This window comes from Bradyrhizobium sp. sBnM-33 (genome assembly GCF_032917945.1).
GTDB lineage: Bacteria > Pseudomonadota > Alphaproteobacteria > Rhizobiales > Xanthobacteraceae > Bradyrhizobium.
The window spans coordinates 8,004,154-8,020,895 of sequence record NZ_CP136624.1 but is presented as its reverse complement, the minus strand read 5'-3'; the positions used below and the strand labels follow the sequence as shown (position 1 = coordinate 8,020,895).

Here is a 16,742-nt window from a genome sequence, read left to right as displayed (position 1 = left end):
CTAGCGCGCTGCGCAGCATCCGGGGAACGCCGGCCCGGGCGACGCCCTCCAAAAAAACCGCCGCGACATGTGAACTCCTTCACATCTGCCTCCACCGCGCCGTGCTCTGCTCGTGCCATGCGCAATTCCGGGGGTCGCGCCATGATCTATGGCGGCTTTGAAATTCAGTCGTTCGAAGCAGGGAGAGGGCTGTGGCACGCCAGGATTCAACGGGCCGACCAGGAGCCAGTGGTAATCGATGGCATGGCGTTTCCGATCCTCGAAGTCGGCTTCGCCTGGTCGGATCCGGAAGCGGCGATCGCGGATGCGAAAGCCCATATCGATCGCTTCATGCCGCGGTTCGCCACGACAACGCCAACGCCCCGAGTGGAACGCCCAAGCTCGCCTTAGTCGATCAGATCTCGTTGCCCACGCCCGAGCAAACCCTGCAGGCGACGCCGGTGCTCTCGAATTGCCCGGATTGCTCGGCCTCGCTCGCGGTGCTGCGTATCATCCCCGGCCGCGCCGGTGCCGAGTACTGGACCATGCGATGCATGCGCTGCGGCGGCATTCATATGGATATCGTCAAGGCAGCGCCGGCCAGAGCGGATAGTGGCGACGTTCACGTTTGAGGCGTGCGACGGTTCCCAATTGCGGTCTTGCTGACATCTGCTGACAGACGGAAGCGCGCGCTTTCGCGCGGTCATTTGCCCTTTTCTCTCCGGCTGACTCGTCCCATATTCGCCGCATGGCGAAGAAACCGGACGCTCCCAAAAAATCAGGCAAAACCCCGAAATCCAAGGCGCATCGGCCCGAGGTGCAACCAATCGGACCGGCGCTGGCGGAACTGCTCAATCCCGCCATCAACCGTGGCGATGCCGGCATGGGCTCGGGCACCGGCCTGCAGCCGCCGCCGGACAATTCCTGGGACCGCCGCGCCGGCGGCGAGGCCGCCGCCCATCGCGCGCGAGCCTCGACGAAGGGAACGAGCGAGACTGTTGCGAAGCGCGATACGTCTAGCAGTTCGTCGCGTGGCTTGCCCCCACCCAACCCTCCCCCGCAAACGGGAGAGGGCTCCAGGCGACTCACACCGGGTTCGGTCGGCGAGAATGAATCGGTGAATGCGCAACCTGCGCCCCCTCTCCCGCCTGCGGGGGAGGGTTGGGGTGGGGGTGCCTCCACGAGTCCCGGCCTCAACGAAGTCCCTAACTCCGGCCTCAACGAATCCCCCCAAGCCAACTACGGCACCGCGGCCACCATCCCGACCCTCGATCCCGAACTCGCGCGCCAGCTCGGCCTGCCGACCGCGGAAGACGACGAGGAAGCGCTCGCCCGCCCACCGCGCAACAAGATGGAAGCTCTCGGCGTCAAAGCCACCGCCGATGCGCTGGAAAGCCTGATCCGCGATGGCCGTCCCGAATTTCGCGGCGACAACGGCCAGCTCAAAGTCTGGACGCCGCACCGGCCGCCGCGCCCAGAAAAATCCGAAGGCGGCGTGCGCTTCGAGATCAAATCCGAATACCAGCCGAAAGGCGACCAGCCCACCGCAATCGCCGAACTGGTCGAAGGCATCAACCGCAACGACCGCACCCAGGTGCTGCTCGGCGTCACCGGCTCGGGAAAAACCTACACCATGGCCAAGGTGATCGAGGCGACGCAGCGCCCGGCCCTCATCCTCGCGCCGAACAAGACGCTGGCCGCCCAGCTCTATGGCGAGTTCAAGAACTTTTTTCCCGACAACGCGGTCGAGTATTTCGTCTCGTACTACGACTACTACCAACCCGAGGCTTACGTCCCGCGCACCGACACCTACATCGAAAAGGATTCGTCCATCAACGAGCAGATCGACCGCATGCGCCATTCGGCGACGCGCGCGCTGCTGGAGCGCGACGACGTCATCATCGTGGCCTCCGTGTCGTGCATCTACGGTATCGGCTCGGTCGAGACCTACACCGCGATGACCTTTGCGCTGAAGAAGGGCGAGCGCATCGACCAGCGGCAGTTGATCGCCGACCTCGTCGCGCTGCAGTACAAGCGCACCCAGGCCGATTTCACCCGCGGCACGTTTCGCGTCCGCGGCGACGTCATCGACATCTTCCCGGCGCACTATGAGGACCGCGCCTGGCGCGTGAACCTGTTCGGCGACACCGTCGAGAATATCGAGGAGTTCGATCCGCTCACCGGCCACAAGCAGGACGATCTCGAATTCATCAAGATCTACGCCAACTCGCACTATGTGACGCCGCGGCCGACGCTGGTGCAGGCGATCAAGTCGATCAAGTCTGAGCTGAAGCTGCGGCTCGACGAGCTCAACAACCAGGGCCGCCTGCTGGAAGCGCAGCGGCTGGAGCAGCGCACCACCTTCGACCTCGAAATGATGGAAGCGACCGGAAGCTGCGCCGGCATCGAGAACTATTCGCGCTACCTCACCGGGCGCCGCCCCGGCGAGCCGCCGCCGACACTGTTCGAATACGTGCCCGATAACGCGCTGGTGTTCGCCGACGAAAGCCACGTCACCGTGCCGCAGATCGGCGGCATGTTCCGCGGCGATTTCCGCCGCAAGGCGACGCTCGCCGAATACGGTTTCAGGCTACCCTCCTGCATGGACAACCGCCCGCTGCGGTTTGAGGAATGGGACATGATGCGCCCGCAGACGGTCGCGGTGTCGGCGACGCCGGGCGGCTGGGAGCTGAACGAAAGCGGCGGCGTGTTCGTGGAGCAGGTGATCCGCCCGACCGGGCTGATCGATCCGCCGGTCGACATTCGTCCGGCGCGCACGCAGGTCGACGATCTCGTCGGCGAAGTGCGCGCCACCGCTGCTGCGGGTTATCGCTCGCTGATCACGGTGCTGACAAAACGGATGGCGGAAGACCTCACCGAGTATCTGCACGAGCAGGGCATTCGCGTGCGCTACATGCACAGCGATATCGATACCATCGAACGCATCGAAATTATCCGCGATCTCCGCCTCGGCGCCTTCGACGCGCTGGTCGGCATCAATTTGTTGCGCGAAGGCCTCGACATTCCCGAATGCGCGCTGGTTGCGATCCTCGACGCCGACAAGGAAGGCTTTTTGCGCAGCGAGACCTCGCTGATCCAGACCATCGGCCGCGCCGCGCGCAATGTCGACGGCAAGGTGATCCTCTACGCCGACCAGATGACCGGCTCGATGGAGCGCGCCATCGCCGAAACCAACCGCCGCCGCGAAAAGCAGGTCGAATACAACACCGCCAACGGCATCACGCCGGAGAGTGTGAAAAAGTCGATCGGCGACATCCTCAACTCCGTCTACGAGCGCGACCACGTGCTGGTCGAGATCGGCGACGGCGGCATGGCGGACGACGTCATCTCGATCGGCCACAATTTCGAGGCTGTGCTGAACGACCTCGAAACCCGCATGCGCGAAGCCGCCGCCGATCTGAACTTCGAAGAAGCCGCCAGACTCCGCGACGAAGTCAAGCGCCTGCGCGCGACGGAAATGGCCGTGGTCGACGACCCCACCGCAAAACAGCGCGCCGTGCAGGGCAGGGCCGGCGCGTACGCGGGCACGAAGAAGTACGGCGAAGCCGCGAACCTGCCGACATCAGCGATGAAGAAGCGCGGCGCCTCTTCACCCTCCCCTGGAGGGGGAGGGTCGACCGCCGCAGGCGGTCGGGGTGGGGTGAGCCGCAGCGGCGGTCCTTCCACCTCCAAAGTCCACAAACCCCACCTCGACGAAATGCACGGCCCGGAATCGCTGCCCTACCGCCCCAGCGGCGCCAAACCGCGCAAGCCCGAGATCGGCAGCGGCAGCAAAATCTTCCAGCCCACGGACTCGCGGCAGTCGGGACCGGAGTTCGGGCCTGCGCCACGCTCGAGCGGCGGTGCGCCCGGGCATCGGGGTGGATGGAAGAAGAGGTAGATCAAAGCTTAGCTTCCGCCTTCGCTCGTTGAGCTACGGCGGATAAGTCGCTCCACCCATCCTACTGCTGTTTGACATTCGAATCTGAAGAACGCGATTGAACACCTTACCCCGATCGCCGGCCGCTGGTGTTCTGCGTCAGGTTGCCGTGCGCGGCCTGTTCGCGGATGTTGTTCTTCTCGTCGTCGCGATGGCCCTTGGTGGTGTCGAGGGGCACGCGGGGCGCACTGCCGGGGCCCTTGGGGCTTCGATTGTCCGGGGGAATCGGAGGCGCGGTCTTTGCCATCATGGTCTCCGCTATCGACGGAAAAACACAACGCTGGCCTTGGCGAAATCGTTCCGCGGGAGCGGCGGCGCGATCCATGCCCTCCGCTTGTGGCGGCGGCGAACTATGCGGATTACATCATGTTCGGCGCGTTCCAGTGGGCGCGCGTGGTCAGCCCGTTCAAGCTGCTGACGGAAGACGATCCGCTCTATGCCTGGCGCGAGCGGCTGCTCGACGCGTTCGACGGCATAGCGCGGAAGTCGCCGAGCTATCACGCCTGACGTCGGCGGCCGCGCGTAACGGGCTTCGCTGGCCGAAAATAAGCTGCAATGATTGCATGCCTCTCCGCGCAATCGCCGAGGGTGTAAATTAGTTCTACCCGATAACGATGTTAGCCGTGACGTAAAATGCAGGCGTAAGTTGATCCCCCTTGGTGGCCGTTAGGGGAGACGCGTCATGACCGATCTTGAAGCCAGATTGGAGCGGTTTGAAACTCTCGCTGCCGAATGCGAATTGATCGGCAAGTTGACCGCGGATGGGGCGAAGCGCGAGCTATACCTGCGCCTCGGCCTGCATTACCGCGAACTGGCCGACGACATCCGGACGATGATCGCGACCAAGGACGCCGCCTTGCCGGCCGGAAAGGAGCCGGCAGCAGGAACCTCGGCCTGGCGTCAGCCGCCGCGATAGAGCGGGGGCCGGCGTTCGAGCCACGCGTTGATGCCTTCGCCGAGATCGTGGCTCGGCACCAGCGCGGCGAACTGCTCGCTCTCGACCTGCAGCCCTTCGGCAATGGCCATGTTCAGTCCGCGGGTGACCGCGGTGATGATGCTGCCGACCGCGCGGGGCGAATGCCGGATGATGCGGTTTGCGAGCTGGCGTGCCGCGGGCAGCAATTCATCATGCGGAACGACCATGTTGACGAGGCCGATCGCCAGCGCCTGCTGCGGCGGGAAAGGATCGCCGGTCAGCAACAATTCGAGCGCGCGCTTGCGCCCGGCAAGCCGCGGCAGCCGCTGCGTTCCGCCGAAGGTCGGCGGCATGCCGAGGGCGATTTCCGGCTTGGCGAAACGCGCGCGCTCGCTGGCGATGGCGAGATGCACGGCCTCGGTGATTTCGCAGCCGCCGCCGAACGTCAGCCCGTTGACCGCGGCGATCACCGGTTTCCTAAACGCCTCCAGCCGCGCGGTCATGGCCTGTCCGCGGCGGACGAAGTCACGAATGGCTGTATCGCGACCCTGGCGAACACTGCCTGAGAACTCGTGGATATCGGCGCCGGCGGAAAAGGCGCGTTCACCCGCGCCGGTCAGGATTACGGCGCGCACGCCGTCATCCGTCTCGATCGTATCCAGCGCCGCCATCAGATGTTCGATCAGTGCGTAGTTCAGTGCGTTGAGCTTGCCCGGGCGGTTCAGCGTGATCAGGGCGATGTTGTCGTTGATTTCGAACAGGATGGGATCGGACATCGAAAGCCTCCGCCAGGTCGTTCACCGGCCCGGTACCCTAGAAGCTCGACTACGTTGTGTATATTCACTGGTTAGTATACATAGACAGCATGGCACGATCAGAACTCCCGACGCGCGACCGCATCATCTCGGCGGCGAACGCGCTGTTCTACAATGACGGCATCCGGGGCGTCAGCGTCGATGCCGTGGCCGAGAAGGCCGGCGTCACCAAGCGCACGCTTTACTATCATTTCAGGAGCAAGGACGATCTGGTGGCGGCGTATCTCGCTGGCCGCGATCAGCCCAATCTCGCCCTGTTCCGAAAATGGTTTTCGGAGGCCCAGGGCGGCCTGCCTGCCAAGGTCGAAGCGATCTTTCGCAATCTGGCGCGATCGGCGCGGCACCCGAAGTGGAAGGGATGCGGATTCCTTCGCACCTCGGCCGAGCTTGCCAACCTGCCCGGCCATCCGGCGATCAAGATCGGCGCGGCGCACAAGAAGAAGTTCGAGGAATGGCTGCGCGTGACCTTTGCGGAGGCGGGCATCGCCGCTTCCGTGCGGCTCTCGCGGCAAATCCTGCTGCTGCTCGACGGCTCGTTCGCCGTCGTGCTGTTGCATCGCGACCCGTCATATATGGAAACCGCCGGTGAGGCGGCGCATGCGTTGGTCGAGGCGGCGCTGCCGGCACGCGGGAGGCCAGCGACGAGGCGGGGAAGGTAGTGCGCTGGCTGACTCCGTCATTGCGAGGAGCCAACGGGTCGCGCGAATACGCGCCCGATGACAGGCTCCCCGACGAAGCAATACATGCCTCCGCTTGTGCCGCATGGGTTGTTTCCGCCTTTGCCAAGGCTTCGGCGGACAAGTCGCTTGGCTTGCAATGACGGCTGCTAGCGGTTTCGCGTTAACGCCCCACGCTCGCGCAGTATTGCCAGCACCGCATTTAAATCCGGCACCACAGCCGCGCATCGTGCGCGCGATTCTTCCGTCGGCGTCACCATGTCGGGCACCATGATGGTAATGGCGCCTGCGGCATGCGCAGCGGTCACACCGTGGTTGGAATCCTCGACCGCCACGCAAGCTTCCGGCTTCAGGCCGAACCGCGATGCCGCGAGCAGATAGAGATCGGGGCTTGGCTTACCGCGGGCGACGTCGTCGCGGGTCAGCAGCGTTTCGAAACGACCGCGGATTCCTGCGAGCTTTAGATGCGCATCCGCCGTGCGCAGCGACGAGGAGGTGACGATCGCCATCGGACATTCGGCCGCCCGCAGCGCATCCAAGAGTTCGATCGCGCCGCTCTTCAGCGGCAGGCCTGCGCTTAGAATGTCATCGCGGTTGCTGACGAAGGCACGGCTGACCTCGGCAAGCGGAAAGGTTGCTCCGTAGCGCGCATGCAGCATGGCCTCGCATTCGGGGCCGGGCAGGCCCACCATCGCCTGGCACAGCGTTCCGGCGTCCTCGGTGTAGCCGTGGGCGGTGAGTGCTGCGACCAGGCTGTCGAAATAGACCCGCTCCGTGTCGAGCAGCGTGCCGTCCATGTCGAGCAGGACGGCGCCGACGTTCCATTTCCCGGTCACGCCGCACCCGCGCCGGCGCGCTGGCTAGCGAGTTTGCGCAGGCAGTCCGGGCAGAGACAATCGCCGCCGTCCGCTGGCATCGGCAGGCGGAACGTCTCGTCGTTGCACCAGCAGGGGCCGGACAGGTTGCAGCCGAATTCGTTGCCGCAGCCGGCGCAGGCGAGGCGGCGCGAGGGCGCATTTTCCAAACGATCTGCCATCAACGAGGCTGAATCCTGACGCGGAATTAATCCCGGGTTCACGCCGAAGCGCGTTATACTTCGGCACTATACGCCTGGGAAATTCCAAGGGAAATCCGATGGCCCGCGATTCGCAAGCCGCCCTCGTTGCGCTCAATCGCTTCGGCTTCGGCGCGCGCGGCGGGGCATCCGGCGATGTTCTCAACGCCGCATCCGATCCGCGCGGTTTCGTCAAGGCGGAACTCGGCCGTCCCAATCGCGTGCTGCTCGACGTACCGGGGCTGCAGTCGACGCCCGCGCTCGGCAAAGCGGTGTTCGACTATCAGTTCGAACTCCAGCAGGCTCGCGAGGCCGCCGCCAAATCGGCCGCGCCGCCGACTGCAGGCGAAGGCGCGTCGCCGCAACCCGATGCGAAGGCGCAGCGGCGAAACCTGTCACTCAACGGCATCGCCATGGAGATGGCGCCCAGGGAGCCACAGGCCAAGCCTGCGGAGAATCCCGCCGCGATGGCACCGGCGGAAGCGATGCAGCCCAACGCGCCAAAGCCGCCGCCACAACCGCTCAACATCATCCAGAAGACCTTTCGCGCCGAGGCGCTGGCGCGGCTGCAGCGAGCCGTCATCACCGATGGCGGATTCGCCGAGCGGCTTGTCGTGTTCTGGTCGAATCATTTATGCATTTCCGCCAGCAAGGGTGGGCTGGCGCGGATGTGGGCCGGCTCGTTCGAGCGCGAGGCGATCCGGCCGCACGTGCTCGGACGCTTCGCCGACATGCTGAAGGCGGTCGAGCAGCATCCGGCGATGCTGTTCTTCCTCGATAACCAGCAATCGCTGGGCCCGGATTCGCGCGCCGGCAAAAACCGCAACCGAGGACTGAACGAAAATCTCGCCCGCGAGATACTTGAGTTGCATACACTCGGCGTCGGTGGCGGCTATTCGCAGGATGACGTGACGTCGCTGGCGAACATCATCACGGGCTGGACCTTTGCCGGAAGGTTGGGCCAGCTCGGCGCACCCGGCAGCTTCGTGTTCAATGCCAACGCCCACCAGCCCGGCGCGCAGCGGGTAATGGGAAAGATCTACGACGCGCCCGGCGTGGCGCAGGGCGAGGCGGTGCTGGCTGATATCGCGCGTCACCCCTCGACGGCAAAGTTCATCGCGGCCAAGCTTGCGCGCCATTTCGTATCAGACGATCCGCCGCAGGTATTGGTGGCGCGGCTCGCCGATGTCTTCACGAAAACCGACGGCGATCTAAAGGCGCTGGCGCTGGCGCTGGTCGATTCCGACGAGGCCTGGCGGGCGCCGCTCACCAAGATCCGCTCGCCTTACGAATTCCTGATCGCGGCCGGCCGGCTGCTGGCGCAGATTCCGAACAATCCCAATCTCTATCTCGCCGGCCTGACGGCGCTCGGTCAGCCATTGTGGTCGCCGGCCGGGCCGAACGGTTTTCCCGACACCAACGCCGCATGGCTGGCGCCGGAGGGCATGAAACTGCGCCTCGATATTTCCACCCAGATTGCATCAAGACTCGCCGAGGGCGTCGATCCCCGCGACCTGCTCGAACTGGCTGCCGCCGACACCGCGTCGGTGGAGACGCGGCGGGCCATCGAGCGCGCGGAATCGCGGCAGCAGGCGCTGGCGCTGTTGTTGATGTCGCCGGAATTCCAGAGGAGATGACGGCCATGGAAACGACAATGGGTTGCTGCGAGGAAACGCGATCATTGCCGACGTCGCGGCGCGCCGTGTTGCTTGGCGGCGCCTCCTTTGCGGCGTGGGCCTATCTGCCGAAATTCGCGCGCGCGGCCGACGGCCGCGATCCACGGCTGGTGCTCGTCATCCTGCGCGGCGCGCTGGATGGGCTCGCGACGGTTGCGCCGATTGGCGACCCTGATTATGCCGGCCTGCACGGCGCGATCGCGTTGTCGTCGAGCGGGCCGAACGCGGCGCTGCCGCTCGACAATTTCTTTTCACTGCATCCGGCGATGCCGGAATTTTCGCGGATGTATCGCGAGAAGAAAGCCGCGGTCATCCACGCGGTGGCGACGCCCTATCGCGACCGCTCGCATTTCGACGGGCAGGACGTGCTCGAAAGCGGCTTTGCCGGCCCGGGCCGGGTGCAATCCGGCTGGCTCAACCGCGCGCTGGATGGCTTGCCGAAGGGCGAGCGGGTGACGAGTGGGCTTGCGGTCGGCCCGATCACGCCGCTGGTGCTGCGCGGCGCGGCGCCGACCGTTGGCTGGGCGCCGTTCGCGTTGCCGCAAGCCAGCGAGGACACCGCGATGCGGCTGCTCGACCTCTATCAGCACCGCGATGCCGCGCTGGGCGCGGCCCTGAAGCAGGGCCTTGCGCTCGACAAGGCCGCACAGGGCGATGACATGAAGCCAAAACCGGGCGCTGGCGGCGTCGCGGCGATGCGGCTAGCGGCGCGCGGCGCGGCCCGGCTGATGGCGGCCGACGACGGCCCGCGGATCGGCGCGCTCGCCTTCGACGGCTGGGACACGCATGCCAATGAAGGTGGCTCGGTCGGCCGGCTGGCGCAACTGCTCGGCGGACTCGACGGCGCACTCGCCGAATTCGAAACTGTGCTGGGACCCCGCTGGCGCGATACGGTGATCGTGGTCGCCACCGAGTTCGGCCGCACCGCGCGCATCAACGGCACGCAAGGCACGGATCACGGCACCGGCACGGTCGCGCTGCTCGCCGGCGGTGCGGTGAACGGCGGGTGCGTGATCGCGGACTGGCCGGGGCTGAAGCCGGCGAGCCTCTATCAGGGCCGCGACCTCGCGCCGAGTACCGATCTGCGCGCGGTAATGAAAGGCGTGCTGCAGGATCAGTTCGGGCTGGCGGAGAAGGTGTTGGCGGAGAATGTGTTTCCGGACAGCAGCGCCGTGAAGCCGATGCAGGGGCTGGTGGTTTAAACCTCTCCCCGCCCTTCTGCGGGGAGAGGTCGGATCGCCCTTGCGATCCGGGTGAGGGGCAGGGCAATGCGTGGCCGCAATGAAAAGTCCATCCGAATCGCGAGACGATTGCGGATCAATCAAACGGATGCGGCAACAGTCCTCTGGAATCGCATTCGCAACCGGCAGATTGATGGGCACAAGTTCGTCCGGCAGCAACCGATCATTGGATACATCTGCGATTTCGTCTGCCGCGAGCGACGGCTGATCATTGAAGTGGATACGGCTGATCATTGAAGTGGATGGTGGACAGCACAATGAATCAGTCGCCGACGCAATCCGGGACCGGCGTTTGATCGAAGCTGGCTACAGGGTGCTACGATTCTGGAATAACGACGTTCTCGGAAATACCGAAGGCGTCCTACTCACGATTCAAGCCGAGCTCTTGAAGTAGAACGCGCTGCTCTCTTAACCTCTCCCCGCTCTTTGCGGGGAGAGGTCGCCGCGCGCTTGCGCGGCAGGTGAGAGGGTACCGGACCCTTCTGCGCTTACGACTCGCGGAGGGAGCCCCTCACCCCAACCCTCTCCCCGTGAAGGACGGGGAGAGGGAGCGGAGAGAGCGCCGGTTTCCAACCTCGCCCCGCTTGCGGGGAGAGGTCGGATTGCGAAGCAATCCGGGTGAGGGGGTACAGGTCTCACGGCGTTCAGAGCTCGCGGAGGGAGCCCCTCACCCCGACCCTCTCCCCGTGAAGGACGGGGAGAGGGAGCGGAGAGAGCGCCACTAACTCTACTTCGTAATCTGATCCACCTCTGCCAGTTCCTCCGCGCTCAGCGTCCAGCCGATCGCTTTCACGTTCTGCTCGACCTGTTCGACGCGGGTGGCGCCGGCAATGACGCTGGCGACTTGCGCGCGCTGGGCGAGCCAGGAGAAGGCAAGTTCGAGCATGGTGTGGCCGCGCTCCAGCGCGAACGCCTGGAGCTTTTCGACAATGTCCTCGTTGCGCGCCGTGACGTAGCGGTCCTTCAGGGCAGGGGTCTTGGCGAAGCGGGTGTCGGCGGGGGCATCAGTGCCGCGCTTGTATTTGCCGGTGAGAAGGCCGCTCGCCAGCGGGAAGAACGGCAAAAGGCCGAGCTTGTATTCCGTTGCGGCCGGCAGCAAATCCTTTTCGATGCCGCGCACCACGAGGCTGTATTCATCCTGGCAGGAGACGAAGCGGTTGACGTTCATCTGCCGCGCCAGCATTTCTGCCCCCGCAATGCGCCAGGCTGGGAAGTTCGAATTGCCGATGTAGCGGACCTTGCCTTGGCGCACGAGGTCGTCGAGCGTGCGCAGCGTTTCTTCCATCGGCGTCAGGGGATCGTACTCATGCTGCTGGTAGAGATCGATGTAGTCGGTCTTCAGCCGTTTCAGACTGGCCTCGACCGCGGACATGATGTAGCGGCGCGAGGCGCCCTGCTTGGTGCCGTCGGTTGCCATTGGTTTCGCGTATTTCGTCGCCAGCACGATATCCTTGCGGCGGTCGCCGAGCACGGTGCCAAGCACGGTCTCGGAGCCGCCCATGCCGGCATAGATGTCGGCGGTGTCGAACAGGGTGATGCCGAGGTCGATCGCCTTGTGGATGACCTTGCGCGAGGTCTCCAGATCAGTGCGCTGGCCGAAATTGTTGCAGCCGAGGCCGACGGCGGAAACACGCAGGCCGGAGCCGCCGAGGTTGCGAATTTGCATGGATCGATCCTGTGGGAAGGGCGGACGAGGGCGCATTGTGGCGCGCACGGCTTCGACCCGCAAGAAAAGGGGACCAGCGCCCGCGCTTGGCAGCTATGCGGCACAAAAAGATGCGGCCCCGGTCAGACGCGGCGACTGACGGGGACCGCTGGGGCGCGTGATCTGAGACGGGGGGCCTGATCAGACGCAGGGGCAGGCTAGCTGCGGTCTGTTACGCTGGCGTGACAGCAGGACTTATCCACAGGCCGGCCGCAAGCCGTGCCTCAGAGCATCTTGCGGTACACGACGAACCCCGAGCGCTCCGCCACCTTGTCGTAGAGCTGCATCGCAGTGTGGTTGGTCTCGTGCGTTTGCCAATAGACGCGGGAACATCCTGCGCGCCTGGCCTGCTCGTATACGCCATCGATGAGCGCACGGCCGACGCCCTTGCCGCGCGCTGCGACGCAGGTGAAGAGGTCCTGCAGATAGCAGTTCGGCTCGATCATGGTCGTAGAGCGGTGAAACAGATAATGCGTCAGCCCGAGCAGTTCGCCGCCGCTCTCGGCCACCAGCGCATGCACCGGTTCATAGGCATCGAAGAAGCGCGCCCAAGTCATCGCCGTGATCTCGGGCGCCAACGCGGTCGCGCCCGCGCGGCCATAGAAGGCGTTGTAGCCGTCCCATAGCGGAAGCCATTGCGCGTAGTCCTGGCGGGTGACGAAGCGGATGGTGAGGTCGCCGGGCATGCGCGTTCCGTTTTGGTGAGAGGGGCATCAGAGACGCGGAAAGGAGGGATTGACTACTACAGATGTGGCAGCAGATGATCAATCTATCGCTTCGCTACTCGGCGGCGCCGAGGTGCCTTGCGAGGCTGCGATGGCTGCCGCGCAGCGCGCGATAATACTCCGCGATGCCGGGATCGTCGGTGTGACGGACGAGGTCGGTGACCGGCATGTAGCTCAGCATGCGTCCGCCATCAGGCAGCGCCGTGCAGGTGAAACGCAGCACCTGTCCATCGGCGAGATCGAGGTTGATCGGCGTGGAATCGCCGGTTCGGATCATCTCGGTGCGCTTGGCGATGAAAGCGCTCAACTCGTCCTCCGGCAGTTGCCAGGCGCCGGTGTCGCGGCCGTGATACATCAGCGCAATGAAGGGCGGCTTGCTGTCGGCCTGCGCGTCTGACAGCTTGAAATAATCGCGGAACGCGCGATTGATGAATTCGGCGCGGGTGTCGGAATCGAGCAGCACGATGCCGATATCGACCTGATCGAGCGCGGCCGACAGGCGCTCTGCGGTAGCGTGATGCTTCTTCTCCCACGCGAACGCATCGACCCATTTTTTCCGCAACAACCCGGTGATCAGCGCGGTGCCGCCGGCGGTCGCTGCGAGCAGCAGCATGCGCGCCAGGTCCGACGTGTCGTAACCGGGCGTAGCGCGGTGGTTGAGGAAGAACACCGCCGAAGATGCCACCGCAATCACGGCGCTGATCATGCCGGAGGTGATGCCGCTGATCGAAGCGGCGAATGCGACGATGCAGACGAATAGCGGCGCGGGATTGGGAACGGGAACGAAATGCCGATCGACAAGGAAAGCGATCAACGCCGTCGCTGTCGTGAGAGCCGGACCGGAGATTGCGCGCCAGTCTAACTGCATGCCCGTTCTCGCCAATTGCCGGGAATAAGACTCAAGCATGCCTGATTGTTGCGATTGTGCACGCCTTTCTGCCGCCAGTCCTAAGAGAGCGTTGTCCGCATGCGTAAGATTTTCGCACTTTTGATATCAAATGATATCGACTTAAGGAACGCGGTACCGCATCCGACGATTGGCGCACGCCATTTTGCAAGAGGACATCGATGCCCACTGTTTCGCCCACGTTACTTCCGGTCCTGATGCTGTTTGCGTCCAACATCTTCATGACCTTTGCCTGGTACGGCCATCTGAAATTCAAGGAAAGCCCGTTGCCAACGGTGGTGCTCGCGAGCTGGGGGATCGCCTTCATCGAATACTGGCTGGCGGTGCCCGCCAACCGCTGGGGCAGCGCGATGTATTCCGCTGCGCAACTCAAGACCATGCAGGAAGTGATCACGCTGGTGGTGTTCGCCTGCTTCTCAGTGCTTTATCTGAAGGAGCCGCTGGGATGGAATCACGTGCTCGGCTTTCTCTTCATCGCGATCGGCGCGTTTTTGATCTTTCACAAATGGTGAGCGTGTTTTTGTTCAGAGGTATCGTTACTTCGAGGTCGGCGCCACCCGCAAGATCCGTCCGTTCGAACTATCTGTGAGCAGCCACAGCGCACCGTCCGGCCCCTGACGGACGTCCCTGATCCGCTCGTGCAGGTTCTGCAGCAGGCGCTCCTCCGACGTAACGGCGTTGCCGTTTAGCGTCAGCCGCACCAGCAGTGCGCTGCGCAGCGCCCCGGTAAACAGGCTGCCGTCCCATTTCGGAAACAGCTTTCCGGTGTAGAAGGCCATGCCTGACGGCGCGATCGACGGCACCCAGTATTTAAGCGGCTGCTCCATGCCGTCCTTGGTCGTGCTCTGGTGGATTTTCGCGCCGGAGTAATCGACGCCGTAGCCGATCACCGGCCAGCCGTAATTCTTGCCCTTGCCGACGATATTGACCTCGTCGCCGCCGCGCGGGCCGTGCTCGATTTCCCAAGGCTCGCCGCTCGCCGGATTGATCGCCAGCGCCTGCACGTTGCGGTGCCCGTAACTCCAGATTTCCGGCTTGGCATCGGCGCGGCCGGCGAACGGGTTGCCTGATGGCACCGACCCGTCCGGCGCGATCCGAACTATCTTGCCGAGATGGTTGCCGAGATTCTGCGCCTGGTCCCTGTGGGTGAAGTGATCGCCGAGCGCCACGAACAGATTGCCGTCGTCGGCCTGTGCGATGCGGCAGCCATAATGATTGCCTGACGATAGCGGCCCCTGCTGGCGGAAGATGATCTTGACCTCGTCGAGCCGGCCATTGTCGTCGCTCAGTTTCGCGTGCGCGGCCGTGGTGCGGCCGCCACCCGCGGCCCGTTCGGCGTAACAGAAATAGATGGTGCGGTTCTGCGCAAAGGATTTGTCGGTGACGACATCGTGCAGGCCGCCCTGGCCTGAGGCCCACACGTCAGGCACGCCCTTGAGCGGCGGCGAGACCTGGCCCTCCGCGCTGACGAGGCGCATGCGGCCGGGACGCTCGGTCACCAGCATCGTTCCATCGGGCAGGAATGCCAGCGCCCACGGATTGACGAGGCCTCTCGCAATGGTCCGAACCTCGAGTTCGCCCGCCGACGAGTCGAACGCCGACTCTTCGCCGCGCGTGCCGGTGGCGATCAGGAAGGAGACGGCGAGCAGGATCGCTACCGTCAACGCGACGGTCACAAGGCCGACGGGTGTCTTCATTCTGGTCCACATCGCGATGCTGATCATCGCGCGTTCGCTAGTCCAATGATGCAAACAAAAAGGCCGGACCTGTCACGGAATGGGCATCGCGACGGTGGCCTTGATCGATAGCACCGTCAGGGTGACCATGAGGCAAAGCGATAGCGTGCCGAGCGCGAGCGAGGTTGCGATGGCACCTAGCAATCGAGAAGAAGCGACGGGCGCGCGGCTGCTCTCGAAGCCGACCGCGCCGGGTGACCGCATCATGGTCCAAATCCTTGTAACGCGGGACGAATCACCCGCGATTCAGGAAAACTTTGCAATCATCACCGGCAACATTACGGCGACCAGACGTTGAAAATGGCGGAATCGCGGCAAAGGTTAACGTTGTGCCCGCTATTATTAACCTTTGGCGGGATACTCGCGCGAAAGTGAGAAGGGTCGAGGGCGGCTATACGCCGGCGGCGATGCCGGTGTGGTCGTCGACCTCGGCCTCCGGCCGCCAGTCCATCGTCACGAAACCAGGCGTCTGTTCGACCCGCCGTAGCCATGCGCGGATGGCGGGGAAGGTCGCGAGGTCGTAGTCGCAGCGGTCGGCGACGTGAGTGTAGCCGTACAGTGCGATATCGGCGACCGTGAGTTGTCCGGCTGCGAAATAGGCGCGGTTCTTGAGATGGTTTTCCATCACCTGAAGCGCGGCATAGCCGCGCTCCATCCAGTCTTCCAGCGCATGCGTCTGCAGGTCGCGGCCGCCCTTGACCAGCGACAGCCAGAAATAAGCGGCGCCGATATTGGGCTCCAGCGCGTGCTGTTCGAAGAACATCCATTGCAGCGCTTCGGCGCGCTCGACCCGCGACTCCGGCGCCAGCGACGTGCCGCCACAGACATACCAGAGAATGGCGTTGGACTCGGCGAGGTAGCGTCCTTCGGCGACTTCCAACAGCGGCACCTGTCCGCTGGGGTTCTTCTCCAGAAACTCCGGCGTGCGGCTTTCGCCACGGAGAATGTCGACCTCGATCGCCTCATAGGGCGCGTTGAGCAGCGCCAGCGCAAGGCGGACCTTGTAGCTGTTGCCGGAGCGCTGCATCGAATAGAGCTTGTACATCGTCGTTGGGTTCACAGGGGTCGAGGGGCGCACGCGAGAGGCGAACTGCGGAAAGCCTTCGCGCCGCAACGCGGCTAAACAATGATGCCGATACGAATGCGTCGCAAGACCCGCGGAATGGAAAAACTCGAAAACCTCTACTGCACTGCACACGCGTAGCATGCCATGCCACGACACAAGGGAGGCAACGCATCACATGGTCGGGAGCGGATGAGCGGATTGATTCAATCCTGCGCGACGACGCTGGCTGCGTCCCGCCTCGGGTGATGTGTGGGTGTCGGGATCCAGCCAGCGCGTCGGCCCCGGCTCTGCAGCGCACCGCTGCG

20 protein-coding genes and 1 pseudogene are annotated in these 16,742 nt (G+C 64.3%); 11 read left to right on the top strand and 10 right to left on the bottom strand.

What is annotated here, in order from left to right; all coding sequences use genetic code 11:
• Positions 1 to 117 precede the first annotated feature (117 nt).
• The 3 genes from RX328_RS37600 to uvrB all read left to right on the top strand — a co-directional run bounded on the left by RX328_RS37600 (position 118) and on the right by uvrB (position 3,880).
• Complete coding sequence (locus RX328_RS37600; protein ID WP_249726131.1) at positions 118 to 390, top strand: hypothetical protein; 273 nt, start codon at positions 118 to 120, stop codon at positions 388 to 390.
• A 14-nt stretch (positions 391 to 404) separates the two neighbouring features.
• Positions 405 to 611 carry a hypothetical protein gene (locus tag RX328_RS37595; RefSeq protein WP_213248198.1) on the top strand — a complete coding sequence of 69 codons (207 nt, stop codon included), beginning with the start codon at positions 405 to 407 and terminating at the stop codon, positions 609 to 611.
• 116 nt (positions 612 to 727) lie between these two features.
• Positions 728 to 3,880, top strand: a complete 3,153-nt coding sequence (uvrB, locus tag RX328_RS37590; RefSeq protein WP_213248200.1) for an excinuclease ABC subunit UvrB — start codon at positions 728 to 730, stop codon at positions 3,878 to 3,880.
• Positions 3,881 to 3,986: 106 nt separating this feature from the next.
• Here uvrB and RX328_RS37585 read toward each other — a convergent pair whose 3' ends face one another.
• Positions 3,987 to 4,166 (bottom strand): hypothetical protein, encoded by a 180-nt coding sequence (locus RX328_RS37585; RefSeq protein ID WP_213248203.1) that lies wholly within the window; start codon positions 4,164 to 4,166, stop codon positions 3,987 to 3,989.
• A gap of 95 nt (positions 4,167 to 4,261) precedes the next feature.
• Here RX328_RS37585 and RX328_RS37580 point away from each other — a divergent pair.
• A pseudogene (locus tag RX328_RS37580) lies at positions 4,262 to 4,426 on the top strand (glutathione S-transferase family protein); the annotation flags it as partial.
• A 175-nt stretch (positions 4,427 to 4,601) separates the two neighbouring features.
• A complete protein-coding gene (locus RX328_RS37575) occupies positions 4,602 to 4,835 on the top strand; it encodes a hypothetical protein (RefSeq protein ID WP_213248205.1) in 234 nt (77 codons plus the stop codon).
• Here the strand turns inward: RX328_RS37575 and RX328_RS37570 are convergent.
• Positions 4,820 to 5,611 (bottom strand): crotonase/enoyl-CoA hydratase family protein, encoded by a 792-nt coding sequence (locus RX328_RS37570; protein ID WP_213248207.1) that lies wholly within the window; start codon positions 5,609 to 5,611, stop codon positions 4,820 to 4,822. The two genes, RX328_RS37575 and RX328_RS37570, sit on opposite strands and share 16 nt — an antisense overlap.
• A gap of 89 nt (positions 5,612 to 5,700) precedes the next feature.
• Between RX328_RS37570 and RX328_RS37565 the strand changes: the two genes are divergently transcribed.
• Positions 5,701 to 6,309 carry a TetR/AcrR family transcriptional regulator gene (locus tag RX328_RS37565; RefSeq protein WP_213248209.1) on the top strand — a complete coding sequence of 203 codons (609 nt, stop codon included), beginning with the start codon at positions 5,701 to 5,703 and terminating at the stop codon, positions 6,307 to 6,309.
• A gap of 167 nt (positions 6,310 to 6,476) precedes the next feature.
• Here RX328_RS37565 and RX328_RS37560 read toward each other — a convergent pair whose 3' ends face one another.
• Positions 6,477 to 7,163 carry an HAD family phosphatase gene (locus tag RX328_RS37560; protein WP_312017958.1) on the bottom strand — a complete coding sequence of 229 codons (687 nt, stop codon included), beginning with the start codon at positions 7,161 to 7,163 and terminating at the stop codon, positions 6,477 to 6,479.
• Positions 7,160 to 7,363, bottom strand: a complete 204-nt coding sequence (locus RX328_RS37555) for a cysteine-rich CWC family protein (protein ID WP_213248211.1) — start codon at positions 7,361 to 7,363, stop codon at positions 7,160 to 7,162. Before RX328_RS37555 ends, RX328_RS37560 begins: the two co-directional genes overlap by 4 nt.
• A 98-nt stretch (positions 7,364 to 7,461) precedes the next feature.
• On the opposite strand from RX328_RS37555, the gene RX328_RS37550 reads away from it, so the two are divergent.
• From RX328_RS37550 to RX328_RS43980, 4 genes are all read left to right on the top strand, one after another.
• The gene (locus RX328_RS37550) at positions 7,462 to 9,018 is read left to right on the top strand and encodes a DUF1800 domain-containing protein (RefSeq protein WP_213248213.1); all 1,557 of its coding nucleotides are present in this window, start codon (positions 7,462 to 7,464) and stop codon (positions 9,016 to 9,018) included.
• Positions 9,019 to 9,023: 5 nt separating this feature from the next.
• Positions 9,024 to 10,259, top strand: a complete 1,236-nt coding sequence (locus tag RX328_RS37545; protein ID WP_409410733.1) for a DUF1501 domain-containing protein — start codon at positions 9,024 to 9,026, stop codon at positions 10,257 to 10,259.
• Between the two features lie 66 nt (positions 10,260 to 10,325).
• Positions 10,326 to 10,535: an endonuclease domain-containing protein gene (locus RX328_RS43985; RefSeq protein WP_409410734.1), complete on the top strand. Its 210-nt coding sequence runs from the start codon at positions 10,326 to 10,328 to the stop codon at positions 10,533 to 10,535.
• A gap of 1 nt (position 10,536) precedes the next feature.
• A complete protein-coding gene (locus tag RX328_RS43980; RefSeq protein WP_409410735.1) occupies positions 10,537 to 10,692 on the top strand; it encodes an endonuclease domain-containing protein in 156 nt (51 codons plus the stop codon).
• Between the two features lie 333 nt (positions 10,693 to 11,025).
• Here the strand turns inward: RX328_RS43980 and RX328_RS37535 are convergent, their stop codons facing one another.
• The 3 genes from RX328_RS37535 to RX328_RS37525 form a co-directional block, all read right to left on the bottom strand.
• A complete protein-coding gene (locus tag RX328_RS37535) occupies positions 11,026 to 11,964 on the bottom strand; it encodes an aldo/keto reductase (RefSeq protein WP_213248217.1) in 939 nt (312 codons plus the stop codon).
• Positions 11,965 to 12,227: 263 nt separating this feature from the next.
• Positions 12,228 to 12,689, bottom strand: coding sequence for a GNAT family N-acetyltransferase (locus RX328_RS37530; protein WP_213248218.1), 462 nt, complete (start codon positions 12,687 to 12,689; stop codon positions 12,228 to 12,230).
• 94 nt (positions 12,690 to 12,783) lie between these two features.
• Positions 12,784 to 13,596, bottom strand: coding sequence for a PAS-domain containing protein (locus tag RX328_RS37525; protein ID WP_213248219.1), 813 nt, complete (start codon positions 13,594 to 13,596; stop codon positions 12,784 to 12,786).
• A 200-nt stretch (positions 13,597 to 13,796) separates the two neighbouring features.
• On the opposite strand from RX328_RS37525, the gene RX328_RS37520 reads away from it, so the two are divergent.
• Entirely contained in the window at positions 13,797 to 14,147 is a 351-nt protein-coding gene (locus RX328_RS37520; RefSeq protein ID WP_213248220.1) for a DMT family protein, read from the top strand.
• 24 nt (positions 14,148 to 14,171) lie between these two features.
• Here the strand turns inward: RX328_RS37520 and RX328_RS37515 are convergent, their stop codons facing one another.
• The 3 genes from RX328_RS37515 to RX328_RS37505 form a co-directional block, all read right to left on the bottom strand.
• The gene (locus RX328_RS37515; protein ID WP_213248366.1) at positions 14,172 to 15,332 is read right to left on the bottom strand and encodes a PQQ-dependent sugar dehydrogenase; all 1,161 of its coding nucleotides are present in this window, start codon (positions 15,330 to 15,332) and stop codon (positions 14,172 to 14,174) included.
• 72 nt (positions 15,333 to 15,404) lie between these two features.
• Positions 15,405 to 15,578, bottom strand: a complete 174-nt coding sequence (locus RX328_RS37510; protein ID WP_213248221.1) for a hypothetical protein — start codon at positions 15,576 to 15,578, stop codon at positions 15,405 to 15,407.
• 184 nt (positions 15,579 to 15,762) lie between these two features.
• Positions 15,763 to 16,416, bottom strand: coding sequence for a glutathione S-transferase family protein (locus RX328_RS37505; protein ID WP_213248222.1), 654 nt, complete (start codon positions 16,414 to 16,416; stop codon positions 15,763 to 15,765).
• Between the last annotated feature and the right edge of the window lie 326 nt (positions 16,417 to 16,742).

What these genes read in the sequence shown, in the direction of transcription:
- RX328_RS37600 (WP_249726131.1), top strand. Translation starts at nt 118, where the DNA reads ATGCGCAATTCCGGGGGTCGCGCCATGATCTATGGCGGCTTTGAAATT.
- uvrB (WP_213248200.1), top strand. Translation starts at nt 728, where the DNA reads ATGGCGAAGAAACCGGACGCTCCCAAAAAATCAGGCAAAACCCCGAAA.
- RX328_RS37585 (WP_213248203.1), bottom strand. Translation starts at nt 4,166, where the DNA reads ATGGCAAAGACCGCGCCTCCGATTCCCCCGGACAATCGAAGCCCCAAG.
- RX328_RS37575 (WP_213248205.1), top strand. Translation starts at nt 4,602, where the DNA reads ATGACCGATCTTGAAGCCAGATTGGAGCGGTTTGAAACTCTCGCTGCC.
- RX328_RS37570 (WP_213248207.1), bottom strand. Translation starts at nt 5,611, where the DNA reads ATGTCCGATCCCATCCTGTTCGAAATCAACGACAACATCGCCCTGATC.
- RX328_RS37565 (WP_213248209.1), top strand. Translation starts at nt 5,701, where the DNA reads ATGGCACGATCAGAACTCCCGACGCGCGACCGCATCATCTCGGCGGCG.
- RX328_RS37555 (WP_213248211.1), bottom strand. Translation starts at nt 7,363, where the DNA reads ATGGCAGATCGTTTGGAAAATGCGCCCTCGCGCCGCCTCGCCTGCGCC.
- RX328_RS37550 (WP_213248213.1), top strand. Translation starts at nt 7,462, where the DNA reads ATGGCCCGCGATTCGCAAGCCGCCCTCGTTGCGCTCAATCGCTTCGGC.
- RX328_RS37545 (WP_409410733.1), top strand. Translation starts at nt 9,024, where the DNA reads ATGGAAACGACAATGGGTTGCTGCGAGGAAACGCGATCATTGCCGACG.
- RX328_RS43985 (WP_409410734.1), top strand. Translation starts at nt 10,326, where the DNA reads ATGCGTGGCCGCAATGAAAAGTCCATCCGAATCGCGAGACGATTGCGG.
- RX328_RS37535 (WP_213248217.1), bottom strand. Translation starts at nt 11,964, where the DNA reads ATGCAAATTCGCAACCTCGGCGGCTCCGGCCTGCGTGTTTCCGCCGTC.
- RX328_RS37530 (WP_213248218.1), bottom strand. Translation starts at nt 12,689, where the DNA reads ATGCCCGGCGACCTCACCATCCGCTTCGTCACCCGCCAGGACTACGCG.
- RX328_RS37525 (WP_213248219.1), bottom strand. Translation starts at nt 13,596, where the DNA reads ATGCAGTTAGACTGGCGCGCAATCTCCGGTCCGGCTCTCACGACAGCG.
- RX328_RS37520 (WP_213248220.1), top strand. Translation starts at nt 13,797, where the DNA reads ATGCCCACTGTTTCGCCCACGTTACTTCCGGTCCTGATGCTGTTTGCG.
- RX328_RS37515 (WP_213248366.1), bottom strand. Translation starts at nt 15,332, where the DNA reads ATGAAGACACCCGTCGGCCTTGTGACCGTCGCGTTGACGGTAGCGATC.
- RX328_RS37510 (WP_213248221.1), bottom strand. Translation starts at nt 15,578, where the DNA reads ATGATGCGGTCACCCGGCGCGGTCGGCTTCGAGAGCAGCCGCGCGCCC.
- RX328_RS37505 (WP_213248222.1), bottom strand. Translation starts at nt 16,416, where the DNA reads ATGTACAAGCTCTATTCGATGCAGCGCTCCGGCAACAGCTACAAGGTC.